The sequence below is a fragment of the Pseudomonas sp. Irchel 3A5 genome (assembly GCF_900187575.1).
Classification (GTDB): domain Bacteria; phylum Pseudomonadota; class Gammaproteobacteria; order Pseudomonadales; family Pseudomonadaceae; genus Aquipseudomonas; species Aquipseudomonas folii.
The window spans coordinates 352,139-371,308 of the sequence record NZ_FYDU01000006.1 but is presented as its reverse complement, the minus strand read 5'-3'; the positions used below and the strand labels follow the sequence as shown (position 1 = coordinate 371,308).

The window sequence follows — 19,170 nt, the reverse complement described above, 5'->3', positions numbered from 1 at the left end:
GCGAAGCGGCATACCTGACACACTACCCTCGACCAACGTAAAACCAGAAAATGAACCATCAGGAACGGACGCATGAAACAGACATTGATTGCTGTGCTTTTTCTACTCGCGCTGTCGGGTTGTGCCACTTGGCCTGGCTCCGCCGCTCGGGAGAAAGTCTGGTATGCAGAAACCGAGCAGCCGCAATTGGTGCCTTGGCATGCTTACTTGACGTTCACCGACGACACCCACTTCATCTACTGGCGTACCGTTGAAGACCCCGATGCAGTTCTGAGTAAATTTGACGAGTACATCAAGGGCGACGGCGCCGACGTAGATGCTCCCATCGCGATCACTCGCACGGGCGACCGTTTCACCGCCGAGTCGCGCACCCCGCTCAAGAGCAGAGCCGGTGAACTCGTCTACACCACGGTTAACACCTTCAATGGACGCTTTATTGGCGATAAGCTGGAGGTAGATTTCCAGACAACAACCGTCTGGCCCGATCGCCCGGCTTATTCTTATCGCCCGATTCGATGGTCGATGAAGCGGCTCAGCACGCTGTAAACCAAATGACGAGGCCGCCATGACGTCGGCCCCGTCAATCCACTGGCCCTTAACCCTGGGACGGGCGGGGTGGCGCTCCACTTCATCCGGGAAGAGGCCAGCCCAGTCGCCAAATCCGTTACAGACAAACGCACCCACGAACGGTGGATATCAAGACGGATTCGCCATGCCAAAACTGAACCGTATGAGTTCCAATTCCTTTTACAAAATCGGGTTCTGGGTGCTCGCATTCGTCGGGATCACATCAGTCACCATCCATCTGCTCGACGGCCCCGGCGATGCTGACGAAGTGGTCTTGAAGCGAGAACTGCCCGGTGGAGCCTGGCTCTACGCAACGCGCTACTTCGCGCCAGCAACTGATCCGAATACGCTTCGTTTCTACATAAAGAAGCCACTGCAGGGCAATGACACAGAGATACTGCAGCAGTTGAATGAAACCAGCGGATTTCTCATCACGGACAGCGACCCGAAAGACATCGCCATCCATGACACCCACAACGGCATAAATATCGAGCTACAGGGCGCGGTCTATCGATACTTCAGCAAACAGTACCTGACCGAGGGCGAAAAACTGACGAGTTACCGGATCACCCTGACGCAGCGAGATAACAGCCCAAAACAAGAGTGAAGCCCATCTGTAGGCGCTGCCCTGATGTCCCTGACACCACGCTGTCGCACAGCAAACATTGGACCTGTAGGAGTGAGCTTGCTCGCGATGACGCCAGCCCAGCGACCATCAAACCAACTGCCACACCCTAAACCCAGTGGGACCGGATTCATCCGGGAAGAGGCCACCCCAGTCGCCAAACCCATTACAGACAAACCCCTGTAGCAACGACATTCACGACAATCTACCTGGCTCGCGACAACCTCAGCCCCGTCAAACCGCCCGCCACCACGACAACCACCCCTTACCCCGCACCGAATCCTCCGGCAACTGCCCATGCGGCAACAACCTCGGCATATCCCGCAACCTGATCCACGGCTCACTGCGCCAATTCAACAGACACACCGACAACTCCGGCCATTGCAGCAGGCTCAAACTCGGCGCGTTGTCATTGTCACAGCAGATGATTGCTTCTCTGCTAATTGTCAATCTCAGTACTATGTTTCCGGGGAAGTCGATGGTTTCAACATATATGAGTTGCGGCTTCCACATGAGTTACGGAAGTAAGTATTTCATGTGGCAGATTTTGCGTTCATTGCATCATCGAAAATCGTGGCCACGGTTTTCTCCAACTGCTCAGCATCGAGGTAGGTGAGATCGATAATCTCATTCCGAATACGAAGAATTTTTATCGCTCTACGCATGATGTCCTCCATCGTACTAGTTTCTATTGTCATTGACGCCCTCATCCAGCCTTCCGCTACCGCTGCAGAAAGTCGCTGGGAGCTTGCAATAGATGGCCTCTCAAAAATTTGCACCATCGCATCTTCGGGTAGTGCTCTAACCAAGCCCCAGCGGTCAGCATGGTCCTCTCCACGATCAAGCCCTCTTCCGCGCATCCACAGCCGTTGGAACGTATTTCGGTTTCCACCGGCGAATCGGCTACGGTTTTCACCAGGGAAGCGCCACACGACCAGTTCAGGGACAATCACAGTCGCAAGGAAAGCCCAGACATCGTTTCGGAGTGCTTCACCACTGGACAGTGCTGGTGCTTGTGCAAGGTAAATCGCCGCTTCCTGATCGAACCCGGCCTTAGCGCTTTGGTTCCCTCTGCGAGGGAATCCTGCGCTTTGTGCGATCTGTTTGAGGCCCTGTCCGAGATCCACTGCGGCCTTGCCCGTTTTGTAACCGCCACTGGGAGCAAACGACAATACGTCCGAATAATCCGACAGGATATTCAGAGTAGATCGGGTATTAGCGCCTGTTTCATGAAATCGTTCCAGAGCGGTATCCACACCAATCGACTTCAAGCGAGGTAATAGCGCGACGGTCATTATTCTTCGTCTCCTAACTCGGCGGCTGCCAAAATCGATGCATGAAAGCGGCCGGGGTAGCTTCGACGCAAGACGCTAATGCTTTGGTAGTTCTGCCCCTTAAAAGCGGTTTCGATCCAAACACGGGTCTGTTGTCCGATAGATCCCTCTTCGAAACTGGCCAAAAAGTCATCCTCATTCTCTTGATCAAGCGCGGTCGTAATCATTTGTGTCATGACGTCAGCGACGATTGCTTGAAGCAAAAGCTGGTCACCGTCTGCAAAGCGCTGCGCGACTTCCTCTATATCGGCGTTCACGTAGAGCCGCACATTTCCGCCGAAGTCGGCATGGAAGTTTGATGGGTCCCACTGCACGTACCAAGGAGCATTCTGCTCAGGCATGCCCTGAAAGCTGTCAGTGAAACTCGTGAGCTCGATCGGAAAGCGCGATCCACCTCCATCCTCAATGAGAACACGCAAGTCTGTTTGCCAAAGCTTGGCCCCCTTGAATCGGGGTGATAACTGGTTTCCCGATGTAATGGGCCCGTGGAGGAGAATTCTGATTTCAAAATAAAGCTGGGATGAGAGTGTGTGCCCTGCGAGCGTCGTTTCAAGACGTACACAGGTGTTTTCAAGATCAAGGATTCTTATGCACGCGTGATGGGTTACGCGAGGAAGCGACCCTGCGCCGGTCCCTACCACGAGCACTGCGGCAAGTTTAAGTGAAGTTGCGTCGAGAGATAGGTCCAAAGCAGCTCGGTCAAGATCAACAGTGACTTCCACTCCGATCTCTAGATTTTTTTCGTAGTCCCAGTCCTCCAGAGTTTCCGCAAGAGGAAACCGCGGCTGATCAGGTTCGCCGATTGTCCAGTCACTTAGCAAAACGGAGTCATCAGAGAGTGTGAGGAATGGCAGTGCTATTCTTTTCATTGATCACCCTCCTTCACAAAAGCCAAGCGTACCCCGATGGCGGCATGAGCTGGACGCAGCACCCAAATAGTCACAACACCACTTTGCTTGCCCACTTCCAGGATACCGCCACTCGTTTCTTTTTGAGCCCCTTCCAAATCCATCTTCAATACTCTGGATTCAAATCCAAGCGGAAGGTCGGTGCTGTCTGTCATCCCACCATCGGCGATGAGTTTTGATTCAGCGATTAATTTGAGATGTTCATTTCTCTCGTCATTACGTAGTTCCGCTTCGAAAACCGCACATGGCTGCCCATTCTCATTAATTTCGAGTCGCAGAAATTCAGGGATAGAGACTGATAGCTCATCACGTTTACGGATAGTGCGAGAGCTTGCTGTGATTGGTTTGCCTGGCCCTTTACCCGAAACAGCATCCAAAAGATTTCCTAGCTTGGCTGCAGTCTTTGCTAGCGAGGGACCTTTGGTTCCTGCGCTCGCAACAAGTGTCGAGGTAGGGGCGGTGTAGTTTTGGGCATGATGTTCAAGGCGCTTCAGTGCAATCCTGACCATTGACTTAGCGTCTGAGCCCGAGAGCATGTCAGGCACCCAATCGTCATGTGCAGGGGGCTCGGCCATTGCGAATGCTTCTTCTACCAGCTTCTCATCCGAACAGATAAAAACGCCCGCCCATTCGTAGCGCGCATCCGGGAAAGGCGTACCGCTTATATATTTGACGATGAGCTCCACAGGGCGCATTACCGCGATGTGGCTTGCCTGATGAGGTACCTTGGAATTGTCATGAAGGGCTAATGCTGAGCGCGTCGCGCGCATCCCCCTCTTGAACGCGAGAGCCCCAAGCGTTTTGTGCGGCTTGTCCCGTTGTATCCGAATGATATCGCCGTCAATATTGCGATGCTCGGCAATGGCAGCAGAAAATAAATCAAGCGGTGGAAACTGTTCCGGTAGAGGGATGGGTATTTCTGTTTGCTCTATGAACAACCGAATGTCCAGCTTCTTTTTCACTGGGGTCGTCTGCGTGAGTCGAGGCCAGAAGTTCCAGAGTATCGTCTCGATGATCTCATCAGCGGCCATTCGTGACCCCTCCTCTATGTAGGGGTCGAGGATCATGATTGTCGTACCGCTTAAGGCGTGCCCACGTGCTGGCATGCCTAAGGATGTCGCAAGCTCTTCAGCTGTGCCGTCGGTGGCTGGGTCGATACCGCCTTCGCTATCTTTGATACCCCACCAGTGGCGCCCGGTGAAACGCTTTCTTTTGCCGTCCGATGCTACGGCGTCAAAAGCACTTCCGAGGTGACAGCCCATGAACCTTCTTGTCGGGATGCCGCCTGCGGTGGTTTGGGTATCGACGAGAATGCTTGAGCAGGCGCTCATTGCATAAAGGGAGCTTTTGCCATACCCGTATGTACCCCCGCCATTATGAGTATCCCGCGCGACGCCGACATTGCGCATGAAATTCACGAAATCTAACGCCTCGTCACCTTCCGCAACGGCATCTCCCGACGTCGGACCGCCTAATCCAGTGGTATTGAAATCGCAGATCTCCAAGACTTTTAGATCGGCCTTCCCAAGGGTCTCCTGGACGGCGCCTGCAGTTTCGTCGCAAGAGATTTGATCAGATAGAACGTCGTTCAGGAGAAAGCTCAACTGCTCCGATGTCAGCGTGCGATAACGCAGATGGATGGCGGGGCCTTTGCCGAGACGGCCCGCATCGATGCTGTTCTGTATGGACTCGCGCAATACTGTCTGTAGAAGATCCTGTGCAGGGCAGCCAAGTAACTTTCTGAATCCATCGGCTGCAATATTACCGGTGCGCGCGAATGGTTCGCTGAAGAGTTCCAACAGGCTCATTTCGAGATTCTCTCGAAGGCGCCCATCTGCTCACTTTCAGAGAGCTCGTATGCGGTGGCATGGGTCAGGTCTACGGCATATGTCAAATTGCTCACGCCGGCCGGGAGTGATTTTGACTCGAGTGCCGAACGGGTGATTCGGGGGAAACCAGGCCCAACCTGATAGGTCTTGATCGACCAGTCGGAATAAGCAATGCGATTCCATTCCGGAGCGTCGGGGCTTTGGCAACCGATCGCGGCCAAGCGCTCATGGAGCGTTGAGGTATTCACCCCGCAGGCTTGCAACAGTTTTGCCAGCTCCGCGACGGACAACTCGCCGTCCTTTGCCTTCTCAATGTTGACATGAGCCAAGACAAGCGAGCCGTCGTCCGGCAGCTCCAGTTGGTCGATGCCGTTGATACCTATCTGCATCGTGTTTAGGCGACCGGAAGTCTTCACTTCCAGCGCGTGAACCCCCCTACGGAAGTCGTGGCGTTGGCCCAGTGGCCCCGACCACGCATCGACAGCGCCTGAGTCTATCTTCACCAGTTCATGAAGTACCAGCAGTTCACCAACAAGCCCCAGTATGGCGCTTTCAGGAATTTGCGGGTCCGATGTTTCCCGCAGTAATTCACGGAAATCATGAATCGCGCTTACGACTGCCGTGTGAGGCGAATCTCCGCTTTCCAGGCGCCTGAGAATTGCTTCCGCCAGCTCCGCAAACACTGCATTCAGCGTTTTGTCGAGGCACATGATGTCAATAAACCGGACGCTTTTGCCCGCGACTGCCAGACTGACGATGGATACCGAGAGCTTGCTGGTAGAGGTGAGCCCTCCGGGATGATGCCCGCTGGTTGGGACCAATAGACGGGGTTCGCCATGCAGGCCGATAGCGTAACGTACGACACCGAAGCCAGTGTCGATGCCGGAGTCCAAAGTCGGAATCTCGACGATGCCATCGCCCCTCTCACTGGAGCGAAGTTGCGACCACCGCTGAAGAGGATTATGCATCAGCAGTCTGCGCCTCTTCCGCTGCAAGCAGCTCTTCCAGTGCTTCATCAATCTTTTCTTCCGATGGTACATCCAGCTCCACCGCGTAGTACGCGCCAGCGTGATCCTTGGCACCGGGAAACACGATACCGATTCCGATGAGGTCATCGGTGGCATCCAGCATGACGCGATTTTTCGTGCTCGGCATTGGCGGAGACTCCTGGTCAATCGCATACAGCAGTAACAGCGGTCTGGCGGGTCTTCGGCTTTTGAAGGATGCCCATGAGTCATCATCTTCGTCGCTAGCTGGACTTGAGACGTCGATGAGAATATCGTTCTTCGACATCAAGGCTTTGATGTCGGCATAGCTTTTCTCCGAAGCGCTCAACTGCGCACGGCGGTTGGTAGGGATTGGACCCAACTGCCCCAGCGGCTTGCGAGAGAGACTGGATCCCGGTGTGATGAACCCCACGTTCCAGGTTTGCAGCTGTTGTTCTGCCTTGTCGATATAAGCCAGTAGCATTTCTCTTTTCAGATCCATATGCTGGTCGCAGATCTCGTAGGTCTTCAAAAACTTTCTTACCAGCGCCAGCGGTATGTTTTGTGCGAGTTTTCTATTTCCCAAATCCTCGATGTTTTCAGCACCAATATCATCCACGAGGCCGCTTGCAGCAGACCAGTTGGCGCTGACCACTCGTTCACTTTGATGGTCAAAGCGAATGGTCTGTACGTGACGCCCTTCAAAGCTGATGCTGGTACGAAAGGCGTGGCGCATTTTTGCCGCCGAAGTAATTGCCATCCCGGGAATGGCCCGTACCTTCACTGCGAACTCCGCAGGAGTGGTCTTGTATTCGCTGTACCGTGCGATGTCGTCGCGGATTTCCTCCTCTATGCGTGCAAGCGCCCTGAAGCTTGAAATCAGCTCAGCCGTAGTCCAGAGACGAGGAAGATCCTCGTAACCTTTGCGGTAGCCGAACCAGCGCCCCATCTGCAGAAGGGTGTCGTACTGCATCGAAGTGCGAAGGAAAAAGGAAACGCAGAGCCCTTCGATTGTTAGCCCCCGAGCCAGCACCGCCCCGCCGATCACTACATAAGTTTTTGGGCCCTTCGTGTAGTCCAGCCGCTTCTCGCTGACCCCGTTTTCGATGGCAACCTCCAGTGCTGCAAGCGTCTGCTGGAGATGCGGCAAAAGCTGTTGCAATGTCGGAAGGCTTGCGTCGCTCTCAAGCGAAACCGCAGAGATTTCACGCTTGAAAATCGTACTCAATTTCGCAGAGATATCACCGGTACCTTTAGCCAGATCGGTACTGTGCGTCTTCAGCCATCCACAGATGACCGCGTCCATACCTTCGTGCTGAGAAATAAGCGGTGAGGTGTGGATGAGCATCGACATATGCTCGTGCCCTTGGCCACGCGTTCGACGTATGGAACACGAGATGAGGAACCAGAGGATTGCTTCCTCCAACTCCTCTGTCATCTGCGGCTTGAAGTTTTTATCGGCTGCGCGAGCGGGGCGCAACGTATTCAGCTTCTCCACCGGTATGGTACGTATCATGTCCCGGCCGGCTTCTTCTGTACTTTCGTTGTCGGCGTCCTTCGGATCGAAGCCGAACACCTCCCTCGCACCAAAATAATTGTCGGACCGAGGTAGCGCAGTGATGAAATCTTCAGGGTAAAGATCGTCCAGTTCGTCCTTGTTGCGCGGATACGGATCGATAAAGACGTTAGCAAACGGCGTGGCGGTGTAGCCCACGTAAGAGACCGCAGGAAGAGCTCGGATGATTTTCCGAATCTCTTCGTTGATTCGAGTCATGTCCTCGTCATTGTTCGAGGCGTTCACTGAGGCCTGATCGCACTCATCATCGATGATGAGTACCTTGAGTTGCGCCAAGACACTCGTCGAAGTGCTGCGCCCCTTGTCGTCGATGATCGTTCGGCGAAAGGCTTGCAGCCGTGAGGCAACTTTTTTCATCACTACCAGTTGAGCGCGACCGGGCACGGGCAGCGCGAAGTGCCGATTGGGTGGGATCACAAAGTCGCCGTCGTCATCAATCTCTGTCCATAGCTGCCACAAATGGCTGTGGCGTTTCACGATGTCACTTTCGATTCGGCTCTGTGTCTGTGCCCTGAGCTTATTAGTGACGCCTGCGAGAAGAACAATGAGGTTGTAGCCTGCATCCACTGCCTTGGCGATGACGGCAGTCATGTTGGCTGTTTTGCCTGACTGTACGTAACCCACGACAAGGCCGCGGTGACGAAATTTGGCCGTAGAGGGGTTTGCCAGCAGCGAGACCACTTCTGACGAGCTTTTGTCTATCGATTTGACCGCGTCCTTGTCCCAGCCCTTGACGTTGCTCAAGTAGCCTTCGAGCGCTGGCCAGTGAACGTCGTGGGCACTCGGCCCTGTGTACCACTCATCTCTCGGCTTGATGAGGGAGGAATGACGCAGTACCTCAACACTTCCCAGCGACGCGATGACACGCGTAAGTGCGATTGCGAGGTTTTGATCCATGTCGGCGGAAAACGTAATGCCAAAAACAGAAGCCTCTCGTTTGATGGCTTCTGCAGCCGTGGCGGGGCTTTCATACGTCGGAAGCTTTTCGCGGATCTGCTTCTCGAAGATATCAATCTGTGAGGTTGTCATAGAGCTCCCTGCAATTCCTTAGGCCAATATCGGCAAGGTTAAGCTCCAGACCCTTAGTGGATAGACGGGCCCGTCCTTGCCATCCGGTTCACCGTCACAGACGGAGCTGCGCGCTGACTAGGCAGGCCTTGTCGCTAGTCCTCTGCGCAGGTGTAAGCATCGACTGATAGCAACTTAATATCAATCCCCTTGGCGTTATCGGCTGATGTATCTTTACCGGCGTTCCGATCGGCAGGTCACGACCCCGTAGTCAGTTTTTATAACTATGCGCCGTCTAGCTCGTTACAGTCATAACTGGCGCTAAGTCGCCCACCTGCTCCGTAGATGCTTTCAATGCAGCGCTCCCAGATCAATCAACTCCACGCCAAACCGCCCGCCACCAACCCAACCACCCCTTACCCCGCACTGAATCCTCCGGCAACTGCCCATGCGGCAACAGCCTCGGCATATCCCGCAACCTGATCCACGGCTCACTGCGCCAATTCAACAGACACACCGACAACTCCGGCCATTGCAGCAGGCTCAAACTCGGCGCGTTGTCATTGAGCGGCACACCGTCACGCACGCAAGGCACCACCTCATTAGTGATCCAACGCCGCAAACTGCGCTTCTCCGCATGACAGTGATACACCAGCATCTCGTAGATACCCGACTCACTCACCATCAACTCCTCCTCAGCGCCGTAATGAGCGCCGAGCAACACCACACGACGCTGATCCTCATCCAGCTTGCGCGTCGTGCGCTCATTCAATGGCCAACTCATCAACCGACCGAAATCCCGGGCGCAGAACCAGACCTGGGATTCCAGCAGAACTGTGCGCAGTGGGCGGTGATGGCGGTGGAAGGTGGTGGGTATGAGAGGTTCGGGGGTGGGCTGCCTGGGAGGCTGGGATGAATCGAGGTTTGGCATCGTGTGATCTCTACATTGTTCGCCTTGTGAGAGCCAAGGCGTCGGGAGTTAAGAAACCTCAATGTAGAAAAGGCCGGACGTATTTCCCTTGCGGGTCTTGTATTGGTCCACTCCCGACATAGCAGAGATTTTAGGACGCGCAGCCGGAGGCCGCAGGTACAAAAGCCGCATTTTGTCGGGGGCGGGCAGGCCGCTACATTGAGTTTCTGGTGCGTTTCTTAGGCGCGGTGCAAGGGTAGGGCGACCTGACGGGGTGGGCAAGCAGGAAGGCTGTAGGGCATTTCCGAAATTTTCTTAAGCAGCTCGTGCAGGTGGACATAAATAGAATTCAATATATGCTGTTCATCCATACAGTATCGCTACGGCCCGCAATGCGAATCTATTTTCCCGTGATATGAAATGAGGAATTTACATCTGGCATTCAAGGGATAGAATGGTGATCGTTCGTCACAGCTTTGACCCAGAGGATAGTTAGGCCCATGAACCTTTTTGAAAGCACCGCACCCGATTCATACTCAATGGGCCAATCCACTTTTTCACCTGATCCGCATCCTGCTGAAGACATGGCACTCCTTCACAAGCTGTTGGAGATCTATGACCAAGGGCAACTGGCGGCAAAGCTGAACGAAATCGGTTCCTCTCATTGCCGTGAGACCGTGAATCGCTGGGTCAAAGGAAAGGCGTTGCCGCGTCTGACTCACCAAGAGTTTCAACATCTGAAATCCCTGCTACCAAAGCGCCCGACCACAAAGCCTTCGTTTACTTTTATCGATTTGTTCGCAGGCATAGGTGGTATTCGTAAAGGATTTGAAGCCATTGGAGGGGAATGTGTTTTTACCTCCGAATGGAATCCTTTCGCCGTAAGGACCTATAAGGCCAACCATTATTGCGACCCTGTTCGCCACCGGTTCAACCAGGATATTCGCACCGTAACCTTGTCGGACAAGCCAGAAGTGAGCGACGAAGACGCTTATAGGAATATTGATCGCGAAATCCCAAATCATGACGTATTGCTGGCAGGCTTTCCCTGCCAGCCGTTCTCGCTGGCTGGCGTATCCAAGAAGAACTCCCTTGGTCGCAAGCATGGTTTCGAATGCGAAACGCAAGGCACCCTCTTTTTCGACGTAGCCCGGATCATTGCCGCAAAGCGTCCAGCAGCGTTCCTGCTTGAAAACGTCAAAAACCTGAAGAGTCATGACAAGGGCAACACTTTTAGAATCATCTGTGAGGCACTGGATGAGCTTGGTTATGAAGTTGCTGACGTAAATGCTCCAAAGGGTTCAGATCCGAAAGTGATCGATGCAAAGCACTTCGTCCCTCAGCATCGAGAGCGAATTGTGTTGGTCGGGTTCCGTCGTGATCTGAATATCCATGGTGGCTTCACCTTGCGTGACATTGACAAGCTCATACCGAAGCAGCGCCCTAGCTTTGGCGATTTGCTGGACAAGGAGGTAGACGATAAATACATCCTTACTCCCAAGCTCTGGGATTACCTCTACAGGTACGCAGAGAAGCACCGCCAGAAGGGCAACGGCTTCGGTTTTGGCTTGACCCGGCCAAATGACGTAGCACGCACGCTGTCCGCGAGATATCACAAAGATGGTTCGGAGATTCTGGTGGACCGTGGTTTTGTGGAGCACCTGGATTTCAATAGTGAGCTCAATCAGCTCAACCGTCCTCGGAGGCTCACACCACATGAGTGCTCGCGTTTGATGGGTTTTGATAAACCGGGCGAGAGCAAATTCGTAATTCCTGTTTCGGATACCCAGGCCTACCGGCAGTTTGGTAACTCTGTTGCTGTTCCTGTTTTCGAGGCCGTAGCCAGGCTTATGAAAGATCGAATTTTAGCCGCCAAAGCCAAAACCACTGAAAGCCAGCCTCAGATGGAATTCGCACTGCCTGCTTGAGGTCAATAAAACTTCTGCATTGACCGTGACGCACCAGCGTTACGGTTCGGAGGTTTCCTTGGTCGACGTTGTCGATGTAGCAACCCGTTCCAGAATGATGTCCGGCATACAGGGCAAAAATACATCGCCTGAGGTGCTGATCCGTAAAGCTCTGCATGCGCGAGGCTTTCGATTTCGTATCCACGCCAAGCAGCTACCCGGTAAACCGGACCTGCTTTTCCCGAAATACAAAGCGGCTGTATTCATCCATGGATGCTTTTGGCATGGTCATGCATGTCGCTATTTCAAAGTCCCTCAGACTCGTACTGAGTTCTGGATGGAGAAAATCGGGAAAAATAAGATTCGTGACAACCTTCAAGAGAAGGCCCTGAAAGAAATGGGCTGGAGGGTACTTGTCATATGGGAATGTGCTGTGCGGTCCATGAAAAAAGAAAAATCTCCGCTGCTTATTGACCAGGTAGCTGACTGGCTGATAAATGGATCCCAATATTTCCAGATCGACGAAAGGACGCTGGAACCGACTGGCTGATCTCAGGTCAGGAAGAGTTGCTTGAATCTACATTTTGCGCCGAATATCAGCGACGAGATCGTAATACTGCAAACAGAACATGTGGAGGCGCTAATATCTTATGGCGCAATCGTGAATGAGTAGGTCAAGCTGATCACCGGCGTTGTCGTACATAAAGCCGGTCGAATTGTTGGCGCCTGTGAAGGCAAGCTTGAGTCAGACATAAGGAAAGAGAATGGGCTTCCACCCTGAATGGAATGATATCTCCGCTTTGATCGCTCAAAGTGAAAGTCTCTTCATCAAGAAGTTATCGCGTAACGACACATCTTGGGCGGATAGTCACAAGAACGGGCACCAGAATGGCTTTTACATTCCTCGCTTCATTGCGGAGTCTGCTTTTTTTCCAAAACTAAATAACTCGAATCCGGAAAAGCCGCATATTTTTGATGTGGAATATCTGACGTTTTGGCCTGCTTCTGGCGAGATAAAAACCTCGACGATCAAGCATTTCTCTATGCGTAATCCCAACGATATAGAGAAGGCAAGACCCAGGTACGAGTGGCACCACACGGGAATACCTAAGGAGCAATTTCGGGCGATTTCACCTGCTTCCCTGCTCGTGATCGGAAAAGTCCGAGAGTCAATATGTGGTGCCAGTTACTGGTTCATCGTTGTTGATTCGGTGAGTGACGAAGCGGAAATTATCGAGACGGCATTCGATCTGGATTCTGATTTTCACTATGGCCTATTCGATCCCGCATCTCTAACTGAGCCTGCGTCTGAAACCGATCAATTGATTGCCGAGCTGTCACAAGCAATCAAGGACGGAACTCTAGAGCAATTTATCAAGAGGCAGGCGCTACCATCGCCGGATAGTCTGGCGAGGCAAGCACAGGACAAATGGCTTGAGGAGAACAAACTCAGTGGAATGTGTCCGTTCTCTATAACCCATCCTGGTGATGCAGTCATGCTCATCAGCAGGGATATAGAGTATTCAATTTACAAGCAGGCAGAGCTTCGTTTCCGCGCCGCTCAAGTCGCCCGAATTCTCCTTCATGGCGGAGGTGATCCTGTAGGCAATCTTGTTCGAGCATTCTCTGAGCTCGACTCGATATTCTTAAGCGCGGCTCAAACCAGAAAGAGCAGAGCAGGGCTTTCATTTGAGCATCATGTGGCGAGACTTTTCAGGGACGGTCGAGTTCGTTACGAGGCCCAAGCCGTTTTCGGCGGCCGTCGCCCGGATTTCGTTTTACCTGACGTTAAGGCACTCAACGTAAATGGAGATGCTGTGATTGTCTCATTGAAGACCACGCTGAGAGAACGTTGGAAGCAGTTGGCTTTAGAGAAGCCGCTAGGGGCGATTTTTCTTGCAACTGTTGATGACCGGGTTTCGGGTGAGGCCATCGACGAAATGGAGCGAAACTCGATTACGCTTGTAGTACCGGAGTCTTTGAAAAAAGCCAAAGAGTCGGCTTACGACGGGTACGATAATGTCATTACGTTCAGGCAGTTTTTCGATGACGAGGTGAGTTTGAAGCGCCCGTCATTAATTCTTCCGCTGTAGTTTTCGCGTTACGTTTTACTTCTTTGATCGGGCAGAGGGCTTGGACTAAGTCTTTGCCCCCAACCCCTTCAAAAAATAAACCACCCGTTCAGTCTCCTCAAACCCCAGTGCCTCATGCATCGCATGACTCACCTGATTCTCAACCAACGCATCCGAAGCCAGTTCAATGCAACCCATTTCCACGGCCCACTGTTCAACGCCCGCTACGAGTTGTCGCGCGATGCGTTGGCCTCGGTTTGCGGGTTGGACGTAAAGGCCTTCGAGGAAGGCTACCGGCGAGGAGTGGGTGCCGTTGACGTAGTCTGTTCGGATCGAGGCTTCTGCAAAGCCAAGCGTTTCGCCATTTTTGTGAGTGAAGGTGAGGACCAGGTAGCGCTCACTGCTGAGTAGGGTGTGGCTGTCGTGGTCGTTTTCAGTGGCGGAGTCAGGCCATAGGGCTGTGCGCAGGGGCAGCCATCCGTTGTGGTCGAGCAAGGTGCAGCGTTTGATCATCGCAGGAACGCTCTGATGGCTTGGCGGTTGAAGATCATAAGGCATGCTTGGTCTTGCCTTGACGGTCGGTTGTGTGAGGTCGATCGCATCGCGAACAAGTTCGCTCCTACCGAGGGCGGTGGCCATGCCATTTCAGTACATCCCATGTCCAAAGCCCATTGTGCAGAAGTACTGCGAAATCACTGCCGAACGTCTTTAACCGTTAAACCACGCAAGGTGAGTTGGCATCAGGCTTGGCGCTTTGTAAGCTTCAAAACTGAAAGTCGAGAGTCGGCTACGTTCAAGGCAGTGTTCTGCTTTAAAGGAAAATTTGGAGCCAGGTAATATGGACGAGGCGTCACTCAAATCACATCTGGCATTGCGTGTCAGTGAGTTCGGGGCTAAGTGGAACGAGATCGAGCGTGATGTCTACGCCGGGCATGAAAAAGAGGACGATGAGCTGCAGGAGACGTGTCCGGGTATTGAATACCACTACGCGGCGAGAACCGATTGGTTTGCGATTTTCGGCGAGCGTACTGCCCCTCTTTTTGACGATTACTGCACTGATAAGCGTCGTGTGTACGGCGGTAAAGGTCCTGGAAGCTTTGGTTTTCCAGCTAAATTCAACGGTGTCGAAAGCCCAACGGAAGTCCTGGTGGAGATCAAAACCAAATCCAGAGCCGAAGTCGTTATTAAAACGGAAACGAACTTTCAGGACGAATATCTCTTCGTCATGTTGAAAAAGGCTGGAGAGTGGAAAATCGATAGCTACAAAGCCCGCCGCTACGGGAATGAGAAATGGGATTCACGAATATTATGATCGACGCGCTCCCGTAGTTCTTCGCGCTGCGTAAGGTGCGACGGCGGGCTTTGTCGACGCAAGCAGGGTGCGATGAGATGGGCAATGCGCCCACCTACTGATGCTCGTCTAAATCAATTTCCCACTGTGGATAACTGGCGATGGAAGCCCGATTGCCTTCACTCATTACCTCGTCTGCGGGTAGTGCTTGATGCGGCACGGATAATCCTTCCATTCGCCTTTACAGGTGCCATCCAGGTATCGGTAATCAAAACGCACCACTTGCCCTTTTTTGGGCCAGTTTCGGCGTGGAATCATGGCCTGATAGTCTGACGTTTCCGGCAGAAACTTGAGAGTCTTGCCTTGCTCCGGGCAGACGACCGTGGCGGTCTTTGCGCTTACCTTGAGGATCTCGGCCTGCAACGCTGGATAGGGTTTCGTCAGAACATCCGTAATACGCAATTCCATGCTGCAGATTTGCCACGATGCTGCCAGGACGGCTGGGCAGAACATTGAAAGCATCACAGTAAATAGCGCGTAGTACGGTGCGTGATTTTTCATGGTTGGCGTTGCCTGGGTTTGCTGATTTGGGTGGGGATTGTCATCTGGCCTGATGGTCAATCAGCCTCCCTTTCGAACAAGCCGTGCTCAAGGGCGTACTTCAGCAAGCGGTCGTCGAGTTGTTCGGCATCCTTATAAAATTGGTTGTCGAGGGCATCCAGCGCCGCTTCGCAATCAAGATCTCGCTCGTCTGCGTAGGTGGGCATGCTCAACTGGCGCAAGCCCTGGTCGGTGGGCACGGGCTGGGTACCGAACAGCAGGCGCCTGGCCTCTTCGAACAGCGCCAGTGTCTGCGTCGCGCCCAGTTCAATCAGGCCCGCGCAAGCGATGTCGAAGTGCTCCCCCGAGGAGTTGCCGAAGTACTGGTCGAAGCCGCCGTTGTAGACCTCGCCCTGTAATGCACTGACGGCGTAATAGCGCTGTTCTGCCAATGTCAGCCCTGAGAAACCTTCGGGGGTGTTGTAGACGCGGTTAACCAGCGCCGTCCAGTACAGCGCTCGCGGGCTGACGATGTAACGCTTGTGCTCTTCGGCCCGGAGTTTCCCGTCTTCGATATCTTTCCGATAGCCGCGCTTGCAGGGCACGCACATCCCGTCGTTGCGCGCCGCCGTGGTTGCCAATATCAAATTTGCGCAAGCCCGGCAGGGTTGTTTTTCGCTCATGGTCACTCCGTTGTGGTTCTGCTGACTGCAAGGCGTACTCAGCGCATCCAGTCACGCTGTATTGCAAATTCAATAGGGTCTGACTGTTCCAGCTTTTCCAGATTGCGCTATGGCGATCAGTGCGGAAAAACGTTCTGGTAGCTCAATGCCGATCTTGAGTGCGAGCTTTTGAAAAGCGGCGTCCATTTCAGCGTCCTGTCTCTGGTTCAAAATAAGCGGGTTGCGTATGGCGATGTTCCTTCAAAGATTATCGTGCCATACATTGCGATGTGAAGTGAGGTGGGGAGGGCCATAGGTCCATGAGAGCCAGATTTGAACCTGTGATAGCCATCAGGCCTGGCTCTTTGTAAGCTACGAAGTCGAGCGTTCAAGCAGTGTTCTGCATCAATGGAAATTCTGGGACCAGGTAAAATGGACGAAGCTTCACTCAAATCACATCTGGCATTGCAGGTCAGTGAATTCGGGACCAAGTGGAATTCGATCGAGCGTGAGATCTACGCCGGGCATAAAAAAGAAGATGATGAGCTACGGCAGAAGTATCCGGGCATTGAATACCACTACGCGGAGGGAAGAACCGATTGGTTTGAGATATTCGGTGAGCGTACGGCCCCGCTGTTTGATCAATACTGCACTGATAAGCGTCGGGTGTACGGCGGTAAAAATCCTGGAAAGTTTGGCTTTATAGCTAAGTTCAACGGCGTCGAAAGTCCAACGGAAGTTCTGGTGGAGATCAAAACCAAATCCAGAGCCGAAGTCGTGATTAAAACGGAGACGAGCTTTCAGGACGAGTATCTCTTCGTCATGTTGAAAAAAGCGGGGGAGTGGAAGATCGATAGCTACAAATCCCGCCGGTACGGGGACGAGAAATGGGATTCGAGAATCTTGTGATCAGCGCGTTCATCAAAGAAATGTAACCGCCTGATTTGGAATGATCTTCTGTAGGAACTCACGAGCAACGCGAGGCAGCGATGGCGTCCTGTCTGATACACTATCGCGGCCTCGCGTTGCTCGTGCGCTCCTACAGGTCTGTGTTTGCTTTGCGACAGCGCCGCTCCTATAGCTCCTCAATCACACCGTCATTGAACGGCATACATAGCCAATAAAAAGGGCCACCTTTTCAGGCAGCCCTTTCATATAAGCTTGTCAGCGCGGGATCAAATCAATCCCAGCTCAACGCCCCACCCGTCTGATACTCAATAACCCGCGTCTCGAAGAAGTTTTTCTCTTTCTTCAAGTCCATGATTTCGCTCATCCATGGGAATGGGTTAGTGGTGCCTGGGTATTCTTCTTTCAAACCGATCTGGCTCAGGCGACGGTTGGCGATGAACTTGAGGTAGTCCTCCATCATCGCGGCGTTCATGCCCAGTACGCCGCGCGGCATGGTGTCGCGTGCGTATTCGATTTCCAGTTGGGTGCCTTGCAGAATCATCTGGCTGGCTTCTTCCTTCATTTCGGCGTCCCACAGATGTGGGTTTTCGATTTTGATCTGGTTGATCACGTCGATGCCGAAGTTCAGGTGCATGGATTCGTCGCGCAGGATGTATTGGAACTGCTCGGCGACGCCGGTCATTTTGTTGCGACGGCCCATGGACAGGATCTGGGTGAAGCCGCAGTAGAAGAAGATGCCTTCCAGTACGCAGTAGTAGGCGATCAGGTTGCGCAGCAGTTCTTTGTCGGTTTCGACGGTGCCGGTTTCGAACTTCGGATCGGAGATCGAACGGGTGTATTTCAGGCCCCAGGCGGCTTTTTTCGCGACCGATGGGATCTCGTGGTACATGTTGAAGATCTCGCCTTCATCCATGGCCAGCGATTCGATGCAGTACTGGTAAGCGTGGGTGTGGATCGCTTCTTCGAAGGCCTGGCGCAGGATGTACTGGCGGCACTCCGGGTTGGTGATCAGGCGGTACACGGCCAGTACGAGGTTATTGGCAACCAGGGAGTCGGCGGTGGAGAAGAAGCCCAGGTTTCGCATGACGATGCGGCGCTCGTCGTCGGTCAGGCCTTGTGGGTCTTTCCACAGGGCGATGTCGGCGGTCATGTTGACTTCTTGCGGCATCCAGTGGTTTGCGCAACCGTCCAGATACTTCTGCCACGCCCAGTCGTACTTGAAGGGCACGAGCTGGTTAAGGTCGGCGCGGCAGTTGATCATCATTTTTTCGTCAACGGCAACGCGAGCGCTGGCGCCTTCGAGTTCAGCCAGGCCTTCGGCAACGTCCAGTGCGTCCAGTGCTTTTTTGGCACGGATCAGGGCAGGGGAGTCTTTTTCGGTGACGGCGCGAGCTTCGGTAGCTGCGGCACCACCGGCGCTGTCTAGGCGGTCCATGTTGGCTTCGTTGGCGTGACCGGCGTTGGTCGCTTTGGTGGCTACTTCGCCGTCTTCTTTATCGAATTCGTCCCAGCTCAGCATGGTGGAAGCTCCTGAATTTCAAAGGATGTAGTGCCTGCGTCGAGTGGATGACGCTGGCAACGGAATTTTCGGGTATTACTCAGGGCCGACCTGAGGGTGATGCAGCGGATCGATCTGTGATTGCCGCCGCGGCCGGGGGCCTTACAGGCGAGCAAAACGGAGAGCCCAGGTGGCTTTCAGGGAAGACGGCATTGCGTGGGCAAAGGGTCATTTGAGTACCTTGGAGCGAGCGCGGGATTATACAGATTTCGCCCGACACTTGTTCATCTGAGACTACGTTTAAGAAGGGATTTTTGCTTTTTCTTCTGCATTTGGGGGTTCGTTCTCAGTGGAGAGGTAACGACCGGAAATGCAGCGGAAATCCCTTATGTAGTGGTTTTCATATTTCGAGACACAGCATATAGGTGATGAGGGTGTCCGGCAATGTGTTGCTCGCATCGATTTCGGGCAACTCAGTCGGAGTTGATGTTGGTCAATGTTTCTCTACGCCTTGGATACCGGGGGGTGTGGCGGGGAAGGGCTGTGCG

17 protein-coding genes are annotated in these 19,170 nt (G+C 53.3%); 7 read left to right on the top strand and 10 right to left on the bottom strand.

Annotated elements, in window-relative coordinates; translation table 11 throughout:
- Positions 1-72 precede the first annotated feature (72 nt).
- Positions 73-546: a hypothetical protein gene (locus CKW31_RS12645; protein ID WP_095095062.1), complete on the top strand. Its 474-nt coding sequence runs from the start codon at positions 73-75 to the stop codon at positions 544-546.
- Positions 547-712: 166 nt separating this feature from the next.
- On the top strand, positions 713-1,174 hold the full coding sequence (locus CKW31_RS12640) for a hypothetical protein (protein WP_095095059.1): 462 nt from the start codon (positions 713-715) through the stop codon (positions 1,172-1,174).
- A gap of 551 nt (positions 1,175-1,725) precedes the next feature.
- Here CKW31_RS12640 and CKW31_RS12630 read toward each other — a convergent pair.
- The 6 genes from CKW31_RS12630 to CKW31_RS12605 all read right to left on the bottom strand — a co-directional run bounded on the left by CKW31_RS12630 (position 1,726) and on the right by CKW31_RS12605 (position 9,764).
- On the bottom strand, positions 1,726-2,487 hold the full coding sequence (locus CKW31_RS12630; protein ID WP_095095056.1) for a DUF6339 family protein: 762 nt from the start codon (positions 2,485-2,487) through the stop codon (positions 1,726-1,728).
- Positions 2,487-3,395, bottom strand: coding sequence for a hypothetical protein (locus CKW31_RS12625; protein ID WP_095095052.1), 909 nt, complete (start codon positions 3,393-3,395; stop codon positions 2,487-2,489). The genes CKW31_RS12630 and CKW31_RS12625 overlap by 1 nt, the downstream gene beginning before the upstream one ends.
- Positions 3,392-5,242: a hypothetical protein gene (locus CKW31_RS12620; RefSeq protein ID WP_095095049.1), complete on the bottom strand. Its 1,851-nt coding sequence runs from the start codon at positions 5,240-5,242 to the stop codon at positions 3,392-3,394. Before CKW31_RS12620 ends, CKW31_RS12625 begins: the two co-directional genes overlap by 4 nt.
- The gene (locus CKW31_RS12615; protein ID WP_176469868.1) at positions 5,239-6,231 is read right to left on the bottom strand and encodes a PD-(D/E)XK motif protein; all 993 of its coding nucleotides are present in this window, start codon (positions 6,229-6,231) and stop codon (positions 5,239-5,241) included. The genes CKW31_RS12620 and CKW31_RS12615 overlap by 4 nt, the downstream gene beginning before the upstream one ends.
- Complete coding sequence (locus CKW31_RS12610; protein ID WP_095095043.1) at positions 6,224-8,854, bottom strand: Z1 domain-containing protein; 2,631 nt, start codon at positions 8,852-8,854, stop codon at positions 6,224-6,226. Before CKW31_RS12610 ends, CKW31_RS12615 begins: the two co-directional genes overlap by 8 nt.
- A gap of 349 nt (positions 8,855-9,203) precedes the next feature.
- A complete protein-coding gene (locus CKW31_RS12605) occupies positions 9,204-9,764 on the bottom strand; it encodes a Bro-N domain-containing protein (RefSeq protein WP_095095040.1) in 561 nt (186 codons plus the stop codon).
- Between the two features lie 479 nt (positions 9,765-10,243).
- Between CKW31_RS12605 and dcm the strand changes: the two genes are divergently transcribed.
- The 3 genes from dcm to CKW31_RS12590 all read left to right on the top strand — a co-directional run bounded on the left by dcm (position 10,244) and on the right by CKW31_RS12590 (position 13,743).
- Positions 10,244-11,671 (top strand): DNA (cytosine-5-)-methyltransferase, encoded by a 1,428-nt coding sequence (gene dcm, locus CKW31_RS12600; protein ID WP_095095037.1) that lies wholly within the window; start codon positions 10,244-10,246, stop codon positions 11,669-11,671.
- Positions 11,672-11,729: 58 nt separating this feature from the next.
- On the top strand, positions 11,730-12,200 hold the full coding sequence (locus CKW31_RS12595; RefSeq protein WP_095095034.1) for a very short patch repair endonuclease: 471 nt from the start codon (positions 11,730-11,732) through the stop codon (positions 12,198-12,200).
- A 214-nt stretch (positions 12,201-12,414) separates the two neighbouring features.
- A complete protein-coding gene (locus CKW31_RS12590) occupies positions 12,415-13,743 on the top strand; it encodes a type II restriction endonuclease (RefSeq protein WP_095095031.1) in 1,329 nt (442 codons plus the stop codon).
- Between the two features lie 45 nt (positions 13,744-13,788).
- Here the strand turns inward: CKW31_RS12590 and aac(6') are convergent, their stop codons facing one another.
- Positions 13,789-14,235: an aminoglycoside 6'-N-acetyltransferase gene (aac(6'), locus tag CKW31_RS12585; protein ID WP_095095216.1), complete on the bottom strand. Its 447-nt coding sequence runs from the start codon at positions 14,233-14,235 to the stop codon at positions 13,789-13,791.
- Positions 14,236-14,560: 325 nt separating this feature from the next.
- On the opposite strand from aac(6'), the gene CKW31_RS12580 reads away from it, so the two are divergent.
- Positions 14,561-15,034 carry an NTF2 fold immunity protein gene (locus CKW31_RS12580; RefSeq protein ID WP_095095026.1) on the top strand — a complete coding sequence of 158 codons (474 nt, stop codon included), beginning with the start codon at positions 14,561-14,563 and terminating at the stop codon, positions 15,032-15,034.
- A gap of 165 nt (positions 15,035-15,199) precedes the next feature.
- Here the strand turns inward: CKW31_RS12580 and CKW31_RS12575 are convergent, their stop codons facing one another.
- Together CKW31_RS12575 and CKW31_RS12570 are read right to left on the bottom strand one after the other, a co-directional pair.
- On the bottom strand, positions 15,200-15,574 hold the full coding sequence (locus CKW31_RS12575; protein WP_256582587.1) for a hypothetical protein: 375 nt from the start codon (positions 15,572-15,574) through the stop codon (positions 15,200-15,202).
- Positions 15,575-15,630: 56 nt separating this feature from the next.
- Positions 15,631-16,236 carry a DMP19 family protein gene (locus CKW31_RS12570; RefSeq protein ID WP_095095023.1) on the bottom strand — a complete coding sequence of 202 codons (606 nt, stop codon included), beginning with the start codon at positions 16,234-16,236 and terminating at the stop codon, positions 15,631-15,633.
- 411 nt (positions 16,237-16,647) lie between these two features.
- On the opposite strand from CKW31_RS12570, the gene CKW31_RS12565 reads away from it, so the two are divergent.
- Positions 16,648-17,124 carry an NTF2 fold immunity protein gene (locus CKW31_RS12565; RefSeq protein WP_095095020.1) on the top strand — a complete coding sequence of 159 codons (477 nt, stop codon included), beginning with the start codon at positions 16,648-16,650 and terminating at the stop codon, positions 17,122-17,124.
- A 271-nt stretch (positions 17,125-17,395) separates the two neighbouring features.
- Here the strand turns inward: CKW31_RS12565 and CKW31_RS12560 are convergent, their stop codons facing one another.
- On the bottom strand, positions 17,396-18,643 hold the full coding sequence (locus CKW31_RS12560) for a ribonucleotide-diphosphate reductase subunit beta (protein ID WP_087272475.1): 1,248 nt from the start codon (positions 18,641-18,643) through the stop codon (positions 17,396-17,398).
- Between the last annotated feature and the right edge of the window lie 527 nt (positions 18,644-19,170).